Source organism: Pseudocolwellia sp. G5-9 (assembly GCF_055808995.1).
This window is the reverse complement of sequence record NZ_CM147893.1, coordinates 2,222,559-2,234,105: the sequence shown is the minus strand read 5'-3', so window position 1 is coordinate 2,234,105 and position 11,547 is coordinate 2,222,559. Positions and strand designations below refer to the sequence as shown.

8 protein-coding genes are annotated in these 11,547 nt (G+C 37.3%); 6 read left to right on the top strand and 2 right to left on the bottom strand.

Annotated elements, in window-relative coordinates:
• Window positions 1-2 precede the first annotated feature (2 nt).
• The 6 genes from AC0L5Q_RS09555 to AC0L5Q_RS09530 all read left to right on the top strand — a co-directional run bounded on the left by AC0L5Q_RS09555 (window position 3) and on the right by AC0L5Q_RS09530 (window position 8,190).
• Window positions 3-380 carry a cupin domain-containing protein gene (locus AC0L5Q_RS09555; protein ID WP_473617962.1) on the top strand — a complete coding sequence of 126 codons (378 nt, stop codon included), beginning with the start codon at window positions 3-5 and terminating at the stop codon, window positions 378-380.
• On the top strand, window positions 380-1,681 hold the full coding sequence (locus AC0L5Q_RS09550; RefSeq protein WP_473617958.1) for an MFS transporter: 1,302 nt from the start codon (window positions 380-382) through the stop codon (window positions 1,679-1,681). Before AC0L5Q_RS09555 ends, AC0L5Q_RS09550 begins: the two co-directional genes overlap by 1 nt.
• Window positions 1,682-1,685: 4 nt before the next feature.
• Window positions 1,686-2,645: a sugar kinase gene (locus AC0L5Q_RS09545; RefSeq protein ID WP_473617954.1), complete on the top strand. Its 960-nt coding sequence runs from the start codon at window positions 1,686-1,688 to the stop codon at window positions 2,643-2,645.
• Between the two features lie 87 nt (window positions 2,646-2,732).
• On the top strand, window positions 2,733-3,350 hold the full coding sequence (gene eda / locus AC0L5Q_RS09540) for a bifunctional 4-hydroxy-2-oxoglutarate aldolase/2-dehydro-3-deoxy-phosphogluconate aldolase (RefSeq protein WP_473617950.1): 618 nt from the start codon (window positions 2,733-2,735) through the stop codon (window positions 3,348-3,350).
• 17 nt (window positions 3,351-3,367) lie between these two features.
• Window positions 3,368-4,444, top strand: coding sequence for a class II fructose-bisphosphate aldolase (gene fbaA, locus AC0L5Q_RS09535; protein WP_473617946.1), 1,077 nt, complete (start codon window positions 3,368-3,370; stop codon window positions 4,442-4,444).
• Window positions 4,445-5,250: 806 nt separating this feature from the next.
• The gene (locus AC0L5Q_RS09530; protein WP_473617941.1) at window positions 5,251-8,190 is read left to right on the top strand and encodes a TonB-dependent receptor; all 2,940 of its coding nucleotides are present in this window, start codon (window positions 5,251-5,253) and stop codon (window positions 8,188-8,190) included.
• 188 nt (window positions 8,191-8,378) lie between these two features.
• Here the strand turns inward: AC0L5Q_RS09530 and AC0L5Q_RS09525 are convergent, their stop codons facing one another.
• Together AC0L5Q_RS09525 and dxs are read right to left on the bottom strand one after the other, a co-directional pair.
• Window positions 8,379-9,377, bottom strand: coding sequence for a LamG domain-containing protein (locus AC0L5Q_RS09525; RefSeq protein WP_473617940.1), 999 nt, complete (start codon window positions 9,375-9,377; stop codon window positions 8,379-8,381).
• Between the two features lie 299 nt (window positions 9,378-9,676).
• Entirely contained in the window at window positions 9,677-11,539 is a 1,863-nt protein-coding gene (dxs, locus tag AC0L5Q_RS09520; RefSeq protein ID WP_473617935.1) for a 1-deoxy-D-xylulose-5-phosphate synthase, read from the bottom strand.
• Between the last annotated feature and the right edge of the window lie 8 nt (window positions 11,540-11,547).

Here is an 11,547-nt window from a genome sequence, read left to right as displayed (position 1 = left end):
ACATGAGTCAAAGTGAACATTTTACCCTAGGTAATGAAGCAGTAATTGAAGACATAGGCGGTGGTTTAAAGCGTCAAATGTTGGGCTATAACCACGAATTAATGGCGGTAAAAATTTGGTTTGAAAAAGGCGCTATAGGTTACAACCATGCGCATAGACATTCGCAAGTGACTTACGTGGTTGAAGGTGAATTTCATTTTAATATTGATGGTGTAACTAAAATATTAAAAGCAGGTGACAGTTGTATGATCCCTCCACATGCTGATCACGGTGCAACGTGTCCTACAGGTGGTATTTTAATTGATACTTTTAGTCCTGCTCGTGAAGACTTTGTCGAAGAAGGTACTTTTGACCATATTCATAATAAGGAAAGCAGCTAATGAAAATGAAAAATTTACGTTGGTGGGTTATTGCATTAATTGCATTAGCTACCGTTATTAACTACATAGATCGTTCTGCGCTTGCCGTTCTTTGGCCTGATATAGTAGAAGACCTTTTCCCTGATGAATCGGCTTTAGAGCGTAAACAAATTTATGCAAATATCTCTATTGTTTTTATTTTATCTTATGCTTTCGGCCAAGCCATTTTCGGAAAAATATTTGATTGGGTTGGTACACGTTTAGGTTTTGTTTTATCTATTGGTGTTTGGTCTTTAGCTACGGCTGCTCATGCTTTTGCACAAGGTGTACTGAGCTTTAGTATTTTCCGTGCAATATTAGGTGTGGCAGAAGCAGGTAACTGGCCCGGTGCAGCCAAAAGTAACGCTGATTGGTTTCCAACTAAAGAACGTGCTTTAGCTCAAGGTATCTTTAACTCAGGTGCTGCTATTGGCGGTATTGTGGCTATTCCTTTAATTGCTTATCTAACGGTTTATTTTAGCTGGCAAATGGTTTTTGTTGTGATTGGTGTAGCGGGTTTATTATGGCTTATACCTTGGATCATTTTAGTGAAAGCGCCACCTAAATCTCATCCTTGGATCACTGACGAAGAACGTGAGTACATTTTAACAGGTCAAAGAAGTTGCGACGTTGATGATAGTGCAGCTACAGATGAAGAAGAATATAACCCATCAACTAAAGAATTACTTTCACGTAAACAAAGCTGGGGCGTAATAATTGCCTCTGCAGCGATTGATCCTATTTGGTGGCTGTTTGTTTTCTGGATCCCTATTTATCTTAACGAAGTTTATGCAATGGACGTTAAATCTATCGGTATCTATGGTTGGGTTCCGTATGTAGGAGCCATGGTTGGTGCTTGGTTTGGTGGTTTACTTGCACAAAATCGCTTACAAGCTGGTTGGAGTACCGACAAAACACGTAAGTTAACCATTACTTTAGGTTGTTTGATTATGTTGCCTGCTTTGTTAGCTATGGCAAACCCTGGCGGACCAACAACTGCGGTAATTATTATGGCAGTTATCTTATTTGGTTTTCAAACTGCAATTGGTAATGTGCAAACACTACCAAGTGATCTTTATGGTAAAAAAGCCGTAGGAACATTGTCTGGCTTTGCAGGTATGGCTGCAAAATTGGGAGCACTCGGGTTAACGGCTTTAGTACCTATTTTAACGGCTGACGGAAACTATACGCCTGCATTTGTTATTGGTGCTTCTTTAGCGGTAATTGCGATGCTATCTGTTTGGGTTCTTATTCCAAAAATAGAACCTTTAAAAAGGAAGTAGGTGAGTGAAAAAAATTTTCCTATTTGGTGAGTGTATGGTGGAGCTACTTAATGTTTCACCTAACAATCAATTACCGCAAACATTAAAGCAATCGTTTGCTGGCGATGTATTTAATACGGCTGTTTATCTCAAACGTGTGTTTTCTGAAATGCAGGTGAATTTAATTACTGCGGTAGGTACAGACGAACTGAGCTCTAATATGGTTGAGTATTTTTCGCAGCAAAATATCGCAACCGATTTCGTCTATCGATCAAATGATAAAATAGCAGGCCTCTATTCAATTAAAACCGATAGCGAAGGTGAAAGAACATTTACCTACTGGCGTGAAAACTCGGCCGCTCGCGATGTAATGAAATTTATTGACGCTTCAGAAACAGAAAAGATGTTACATGGAGACGTGTTCTTTTTTTCTGGTATTTCTTTAGCGGTTATTAAACCCGAAGATCGTCCAAAGTTTTGGCTAATGGTTGAGCAATTAAAAGTGGCTGGGCTCAATATAGTGTTTGACCCTAATTATAGAGCGAGAATGTGGGAGTCTGTTGAAGAAGCTCAGCAGCAATTTAATAAAGCGTTCACCTTAAGTAATATTGCATTACCGGGTATAGACGACTTTAAGCAGCTCTATAATTTAACAACCGCAGAAGATGTTATCGAATTTTGTAAGCCATATGCACTTGATGAACTGGTTATTAAAAACGGTGAAAAAGGCGTTGTGTGTGTTAAAAATAAAATAATACAAAATATTGAAATAACACCTGTAGAAGATGTGGTCGATACAACGTCTGCAGGGGATTCTTTTAATGGTGTCTTTCTGGGAGCATGTTCTTCTGGGATAAATACGATTGATGCCATTAAGTTAGCATCTGCGTCAGCCGCTGTTGTTATTCAACATAAGGGAGCCATTGTCGATTCAAAGGCCTTTCAAACCTTTATTGATCAAGAGCTACTATCAATTATTAAGTAACTTACAACCTAAAACTCATTGATAAACCATCACTATTTCAACTGTATAAGAATGGTATTCGAATCTATCTAATTAAAGGAAAAAAACATGAAAACATTCTCATCACTCATGGGAAACCAAACACTATTGCCTATTATTCAAGCAGATACGGTAGAGCAAGGCGTTAATATAGCAAGAGCTATGCACGAAGCTGGCATTCACTTAGTGGAAGTGGTTTTACGTACTGATGCATCGTTAGATATTATTAAACAGATCAAAAAAGAGTTACCAGAATTATTGGTAGGTGCAGGAACTGTATTAAATGCTATTATTTTAGATAACGCTTTAAGCGTCGGTTCTGATTTTATTATTACACCAGCAAGTTCGCCGACATTACTTAATGCGCTTGAAAACTGTTCTGTACCTGTATTACCCGGTGTTTCTACATCTGCAGATATTTTACTAGCAACAGAATTTGGTTATAGTGAATTAAAACTATTTCCAGCATCACTGTCTGGTGGTGCGCCGTTTTTAAAAGCAATGGGCTCTGTATTTAAGTCAGTAAGTTTTTGCCCTACAGGTGGTATTAACGCAGACAACAAAGCGGATTACCTTAATTTGAGTAATGTCTTTGCGGTAGGCGGAACTTGGGTGGCACCAGCTGCTTGGGTTGAATCACAGCAGTGGGATTTAATTACATCAGCTTGTAAAAATGCTCTTCAATAGGATGATAAACAAAGCTTATGAATACATTATCTAATAGGGTGTCAGTGGGAGTAGCAACAGGGCAAAGTGTCAGAGATCTCTATAACTTTGCTAAAGACAATCAGTTTGCTTATCCAGCAGTTAATGTTATTGGTAATCATTCCATTAACGCAACTTTAGAAGCCGCTAAAAAAGTAAAATCACCGGTTATTATTCAGCTATCACATTCGGGCGCTGCTTTTTTTATTGGTAAAGGTGCAAATCTTTCAGCAATGGACGCGTCTACTCAAGGAGCAATAGCTGGAGCTCACTATATACATTTAGCCGCTAAGCATTATGACGTACCTGTTATATTGAATACGGATCATGCTGCAAAAAATTTACTACCGTGGATTGATGCATTACTCACTGAAGGAGAGGAACACTTTAAAAAAACAGGTAAACCTCTTTTTAGTTCTCATATGGTTGACTTATCGGCTGAATCTTTAGAAGAAAATATTGAAACATGTGCTCGTTATTTAGAGCGTATGAGTAAAATTAATATGACGCTAGAAATTGAACTAGGTTGTACTGGTGGCGAAGAAGATGGTGTTGATAATACCGATATTGATAGCGCTAAGCTTTATACCCAGCCTGAAGATGTCGCATATGCTTATGAAAGACTGATAAAAATCAGCCCAAATTTTATCATAGCGGCTTCATTTGGTAATGTGCACGGTGTTTATAAGCCGGGTAATGTAACGCTCTCGCCAATGATCTTAAAAAATTCGCAAAGTTATGTATCTGAAAAGTTTGCATTGCCAGCTAGACCATTGAACTTTGTTTTTCATGGTGGTTCAGGATCTGACGTAGATGATATCAAAGAAGCTATTTCTTACGGTACAGTAAAAATGAATATAGACACCGATACTCAATGGGCTACTTGGCAAGGAATACTGAATTACTATAACGAGAAAAAGCGTTATCTAGGTAAGCAAATAGGTAATCCTACAGGGGACGACAAGCCCAATAAACCCTTTTATGATCCTCGTACTTGGTTACGCAAAGGTGAAGACAGTATGGTTCAAAGGTTACTTCAAACGTTTGAAGATTTAAATTGTTTAAATAGATACTAATTGTCTAATTAACCTGAATTACAATTAACTATCCGTTTAAGATGTAGCAATAGGCATTTTAAACGGGTAAATAAGTTTCCTGCCACGGTTGAGTAACCTGCTCATTACCTCTCTTCTTTATTACGCTAAGCGCTTTATGTGATTCTAATATTCTATTTATTCTCTTATTATTTTATGAGGTTTTATTTATTGGTAATGCCAATTTTGTATTTTATCCTTCTTTGGTATTACCAGTTATGGTGTTTATATTATGAATTTACATGTTCATTGAAAAAAATATCATTATGTTAAGGTGAGCTTAATCTTATCTCCTTCCTAATATTGAATAAATTTAATTAAGTTAATTTTAATTTAAATACCATCTATATATTTTAATTTATATTTATAATTTGTGTTTCTAGTTGTTGTTTTTATTATTTTTTTATTGTTGTTAGCAAAATAATAAAAGTGTTCTATTATTTATAATAGATAGTACAAGTACTGAAAACGAAAGAAGTTTGTTATTAATCTGTTTATTTGATTAATTCCTTCACTCGCTACTGTTACTAATAGTTTAATTAATTATGTTAGCTGTCACTTGGATTTTAAATATTATTCCTTTACATATCACCACTTACAGAGATAACTAAATTGATTCTACCTATTGGTAAAGACTATTTTCGTTTTTTATTTTTAATTGGTTTACCAAAATGGTTGACAATGATTGTTTTGTTGGTTAGATTTAGTTTAGTTTTTGAGCTGATGATAATTGTTAAATTGGTAAGCTCAAATAAAAAATGAACATCATGTAAGGTTTAGGGGAAAAGATGACAATTCAATTAAATAAAATAAGTTCAGCATTACAACGTAACCGTTTAAGTAATAAATCAGCTCTATATAGTTCTGCCTTAGTTGCCATGCTAGCAATGCCTGCTTATGCAGCAGAAGAAGCTAACACTCAAGATGCAAGCGAAGCTGAGGCGATTGAAGTTATCGAAGTAAGGGGCATGTTAGGTAGTATGAAAGCTGCCTCTCTACTTAAGCGTACTGATGGTCGTATTGTAGACGCTATTGTTGCTGAAGATATTGGTAAGTTACCAGATAACAACATTGCTGAAGCATTACAGCGTATTACTGGTGTATCAATTAACACTGATTTTGGTGTGGGCGATAGCGTTTCAATCCGTGGTCTACCTCAAAACCGTGTTGAATTAAATGGTCGTTCAACTATCGGTGATTCACGCGACGGTGTAAGCCTTCAAGATTTTCCATCAAGTTTCTTAAAAGCGGTAGAAGTTGTTAAATCTCCTACTGCAGACATGATTGAAGGTGCGCTAGGCGGCACAGTAAGCCTTAAAACCGTTCGTCCATTAGAGTTAGAAAAGCTCACTGGCGCTATGTCTTTAGATGCTGAGTATGCAGATAAAACTGAAAACATTGCACCTATTTTCAGTGGTTCAATTGGTAATAACTGGGACTTAGGTGATGCAGGTACTTTTGGTGCTTTAGCTATGCTTTCATATCAAGATCGCGAAATTCGTCAAGATGAAACCTCTAGCCGTGTTAAGCCGCAAGACATTCAAATTAATGGTCAAGACGGCAACACTCCAAGCGGTAATGCAATTGTTAGAGATGAGCATAGTGTTGAACAATACGTAGAAAAACGTGAACGTACAGCTTTAAATTTATCACTTCAGTGGGCGCCTAAATCGAATGACGGTATGATCTACCTTGATTTAAACACAACTAAGCGTTCTGGTGAGCAAAATGGTAACTCAATTCTTGGTGTTGTTGGCTCTTTATCTACAGATGAAAATACGACGCAAGATGCTAATGGTGTAAATAACTATACTCTTACAAACGACTTTGCTATTCCTAAAACTTACAGTGATTTCCGCGAAACTAAGTCTTTTTCACATGCACTAGGTGCTGAGTGGAATATTGCTGATGACGTGAAAATATCGGGTGAAGTTGCTGTAGCATCGTCAGAAAGTATTAGACCTGATTCAGAATTTACTTTACGACCTATTGAAAAAAGTACGTTTGAAGCTAGCGGTGGTACAGATCTTGTAAATCACCTTTATGACGGTGCTTTTTCTCAATCAGGTAATAAACTTCCAAGTATTATTCACTCAGATCCTACGGCATTTACTAGCCCTGATAACTTAGCGTTACGTACTTTTAAAAGTGAAGAAAAAATAACGAATAACGATGAAACAGCTGTACGTTTTGATATCGCAATAACTGAACCACTAGGTTTAGAGTGGGTGTCTACATTAAAGGCAGGTGTTCGTGCAACAAAACGTGAATACGAATATGAGCAATATAAAGTTGAAATTAAAGATATTTACAAAAATGCTAAAAATGATTCAGACGGTTCTTTAGCTACATTATGGATTGACGATTACAACGACCAGTTTGCTGGTAGTTTTACCACCATGAGCCACGATAACTCTTTCGATCAATTAGGGCATACAGGCCAAAATGATTTGTTAACTTTCGCGACTTATAACGGATTATCTAACCCTGCAAATGTATTTAATGAATTACAGCAACTATTGGTAGGTACTAATTTAGCAACAACGGGTAGTTTAGCCGACAACTTGAAATTTCAAGACAGTGCTTACAGAGAGGTTACTGAAGATACAGCAGCAATTTATGTATCAGCGCATTTAGATTTTGATGATATTACCGCGATTGTTGGTGGTAGATATGTAACAACAGATCTTGAATCAAGCGTATATCTTGATAGTGAAAAAGTAACAGGCGAAAATGATTACAGCGACTTTTTACCTAGCTTAAACGTAACATATAACTACTCAGACGAAACTCTATTTCGTTTTGCTGCAGCTAAAGTAATGCGTCGTGCTAACTTCAATGAATTAAGTCCGGCATTTGATATTAATAACGATATAACGGGGGCGACTCAAGGTGCTATCGATTTAGAACCTTTCCGTGCAACTCAGTTTGATTTATCAGTAGAGCATTATTTTGGCGAAGGCAACATGGTGTCTTTCGCAGTATTCTACAAAGATGTTGAATCTTTCTTAAGTAACGAAAGCAGTTGTGTGGCAGATGCTTCTACTGTTGGCCAAAACGTGACGCAATGGAATCAGGTGTGTCAGTTAACTACAGCAGGCGTATCACAAGACAACCTAGTTTTCTCTGATAGTACAGACTTCCCAGTAGATGCTGACGGTTTTGCTTTTGTTGATGCGCTAAGAGCTTCAGGAAACACTGGTATTGATACAACGAAAGATACCAATGGTGAAAACGGTAAAGTTCAAGGGTTTGAAATAGGCTATCAGCAATTTTTTACTTCTCTTCCTGATGCTTGGTCTGGTTTAGGTGTTAGTGCAAACTACACATATGCTGACAGTGAGCAACCAAATGGTAACCCATTATTAGATATTTCTAAAAATACATATAACTTACAGTTGTTCTGGGAATATGAAGGCGTTTCAACCCGTTTAGCGTATAACTACCGTGATAGCTTCTTAGATACAGAAAACGAAAAACGTGTAGAGAACATTAATGCTACGGGTGGTATTTCTGAAGAAGGTACGGTTTATGGTAATAACTACCGCGACGATAGAGGCCAGTTAGATTTCTCAGCAAGTTGGGATATTAACGAACACTTTACGGTAGTAGCTAACGCCACTAACTTAACAGGTGAACCTTCTATCTACTTATCTGAATTAGGTGGAGCTTGGAAATATACAGAAGCGGATCGTCGTTACACAGTTGGTGTACGCGCTAAGTTCTAATATCTTTTGATATACCTATGACAGTGAAAAGTGCAGAATTTAGTGCTTGATAAGTGTCATTAACTAGACTCCCCAATATAGCTATTATATTGGGGAGTTTTTAATCTATTAATTGTCTTACTTTGCCTTTTGATCCAACGACAGACGATATTCGTTGCTTGTATTCAATGGTATATTAGCGCTAGCCGTTATTGACTAATAGGTTTATAAAAACGTACCCAATCAATAATGTAGTTATTTTTACTATCATCTAACAAGTCAGCATCTGTAGGTGTTAACCCTCTTTTATTACGCCAATCTTGATCTTCAATATTTAAAATAACGCGCATTGGTTTATCTAAGCCCTTACCATGATTGTAATTAAACTTGTCCATAGGATTAAAATCAGTTTGGTAAGTTTCTACTTTACCTTTGGGGTTCACAAATGAATAACCCGTATTGGTAATTGTACGTACCCATTTACCATTAACAAAGTACTCAATATGGTTGGGAGACTTCCAATATGTACCTATTCGCACATAATCATCACGCCAATTTTTTCTGCTTTCTTCCCAATAATAAGTACCAAATACTCCATTTTTATCTGAAGGTTGGTAATCAGTAAAAGGCTTACGGATAAACATATGGTTACTTATATGTAATTTTTTCGCAAAATAACTGTTGTCATTATCAATAACACCATCACCGTCAATATCTACACCATCACCAGCGTAGTGCTCGATAATATCAATTTCTTGTGTTGAATCTTGGCTCAGTAGCCAAAAGTCTGATGCTAATACGGTATTACTAAATTTGACTCTGGCTTCCATAAATATTGGATAGAGAACGGATTTTTTTGATGTGATACTTCCAGCAAAAACCCCACCAGCTTTTTCTTTTTCAGGGTAGTCAAGAGGTACGCGACTTGCTATTAAAACGAGTTTACCGTCTTTTACCGACGAATGCAGAGGCTCCCAAACGGTTTTGCCGGGCCCAGACCATGCTCCAATGTAACCCTCTTTCCAGCGACTAAAAAACTCGTTACTTTTTCCTTTTGCTGGAGCATTGTAATTAAAATCGTCTGAAAGTGGATCTAATTGCCAAGTTTGACCTTTATCAAGCTTGGCCGGAACAGGGTACTCACTCCAATCTGCGGCAGACGCAGAAAAAGCGAACGTTAGTAAACAAAGGGGGATAAATTTATTCATATTAAATGTTGAGGCTGGTTTTAGTAAACAGCTCTTTCCTTATTGTTTGAAATTAATTTTTATTAGAGAAAGGGCATGATTAAAATGATACTTGCCATTTATCCAATTCATACTCAAACAATCATAATATGACCTTTATGATGTTAAAACTCACAATAAACGCACTAAAAGTATCGTATTCTTGCTACATTATACTTGCCACTATATGGTATAAATAAAAACGGTATAAATAAAAAACGAGCTGTTATAGCTCGTTTTTATGTTTGATTATAAGATGATTAATCTTTAATTGAGGGGAGTTAACTAACGAATTTGTTAATTTTACTTAATATCCCTTCGCTATCTAACCCTAGCTCTTTATGTATTTCTTCTTGAGTGCCGTGCTTAATAAACACATCAGGTAAGCCAATATTTAATACTTTTATCGCTATACCTTTACTAAGTATGTACTCATTTACGCCTGAACCTGCGCCACCTGCTATCGCATTATCTTCAAGGGTTACAATACAAGAATGCGTGCTGGCTATTTGTGCAATTAAAGATTCATCTAAAGGTTTAATAAATCTCATATCAACTAAGGTTGCGTTTAGAGAGTCAGCGGCTATTTTTGCTTCATGTAACAAGGTACCAAAACTTAAAATAGCAATATCTTTACCTTGCTGTTTTATTAGGCCTTTACCAATTTCTAACGTTTCTGAAATTTGTGGTGTCTCGGCACCAGTGCCAGAACCTCTAGGATATCTAACTGCTGCAGGACCATTGTGTTGGTAGCCTGTAGTGAGCATTAATTGACATTCACGTTCGTCTGAAGGGGCCATTACAACCATATTAGGTATACATCTTAAAAAGCTTAAATCGAATGCGCCTTGATGCGTAGGGCCGTCGGCGCCCACAATACCTGCACGGTCAATAGCAAATAAAACAGGTAAGTTTTGAATCGCTACATCATGGATCAGTTGATCGTAACCACGCTGTAAAAAGCTTGAATAAATAGCCACAACAGGATGATAACCACCAATCGCTAAACCAGCAGCAAACGTTACTGCATGTTGTTCAGCAATGGCAACATCGTAATATTGTTCTGGAAAACGTTGGCTAAACTCAACCATGCCTGAACCTTCACGCATTGCTGGTGTTATCGCTGCTAATTTTTCGTCTATTTCGGCCGTATTACATAGCCAATGACCAAAAATTTTAGAATAAGTCGGTAAGCTTGGTTTACTGGTTGGCAGCGTAGTTTCTTCAGGGTTAAATTTAGGAACCGCGTGATATTTTATTGGATCTTGCTCTGCGGCTTCGTAGCCTTTACCTTTTGTAGTCGCTATATGTAAAAGTTGAGGTCCTTTTAAATTACGCATATTGCTAATGGTATCAACTAAACCTTTAACATCGTGCCCGTCGATTGGGCCAATATAATTAAAACCAAGCTCTTCAAAAAAGGTGCTAGGAACCACCATACCTTTAATATGTTCTTCTGCTCGGCTAGCTAATTCTTTAATCGGTGGAATGCCTTTTAGTATGCGTTTACTACCTTCACGAAGACCAGTATATATGCTACCTGATAACATTTTCGCTAAATGATTATTTAATGCACCTACGTTTTCTGAGATCGACATTTCGTTGTCGTTTAATACAACGAGCATATCTTTATTAATATCGCCGCCGTGGTTTAATGCTTCAAACGCCATGCCTGCAGTCATTGCGCCATCGCCAATTACCGCAACCACTTTTCTGTTTTTGGCTTCTTTCTCAGCAGCTACCGCCATACCAAGCGCAGCAGATATTGAAGTACTCGAATGACCGACACTTAACACATCGTATTCGCTTTCTTCTCTCCACGGGAACGGATGTAAACCATCTTTTTGTCGAATGGTATGAAGCTGATCGCGTCGACCTGTTAATATTTTATGAGGATAAGCTTGATGACCTACATCCCAGATGAGTTGATCAAAAGGAGTGTTATAAACAAAATGCAGCGCAACGGTGAGCTCTATTGTTCCAAGGCCTGAAGCAAAGTGACCACTGCTTTTACTAACTGAGCTGAGTAAGTATCGACGCAGTTCTTTACTCACTTGAGTGAGTTTATCTTTACCTAATAATCGTAAATCATCAGGTGTATTGATATTAGATAAAAGAGGGTAGTCATTCAGATCAATTGTCATGTTTATTG

Excerpts from the sequence above, each read along its gene's own strand:
- AC0L5Q_RS09550 (WP_473617958.1), top strand. The coding sequence starts at position 380 with ATGAAAATGAAAAATTTACGTTGGTGGGTTATTGCATTAATTGCATTA.
- eda (WP_473617950.1), top strand. The coding sequence starts at position 2,733 with ATGAAAACATTCTCATCACTCATGGGAAACCAAACACTATTGCCTATT.
- fbaA (WP_473617946.1), top strand. The coding sequence starts at position 3,368 with ATGAATACATTATCTAATAGGGTGTCAGTGGGAGTAGCAACAGGGCAA.
- AC0L5Q_RS09525 (WP_473617940.1), bottom strand. The coding sequence starts at position 9,377 with ATGAATAAATTTATCCCCCTTTGTTTACTAACGTTCGCTTTTTCTGCG.
- dxs (WP_473617935.1), bottom strand. The coding sequence starts at position 11,539 with ATGACAATTGATCTGAATGACTACCCTCTTTTATCTAATATCAATACA.
- AC0L5Q_RS09530 (WP_473617941.1), top strand. The coding sequence starts at position 5,251 with ATGACAATTCAATTAAATAAAATAAGTTCAGCATTACAACGTAACCGT.
- AC0L5Q_RS09555 (WP_473617962.1), top strand. The coding sequence starts at position 3 with ATGAGTCAAAGTGAACATTTTACCCTAGGTAATGAAGCAGTAATTGAA.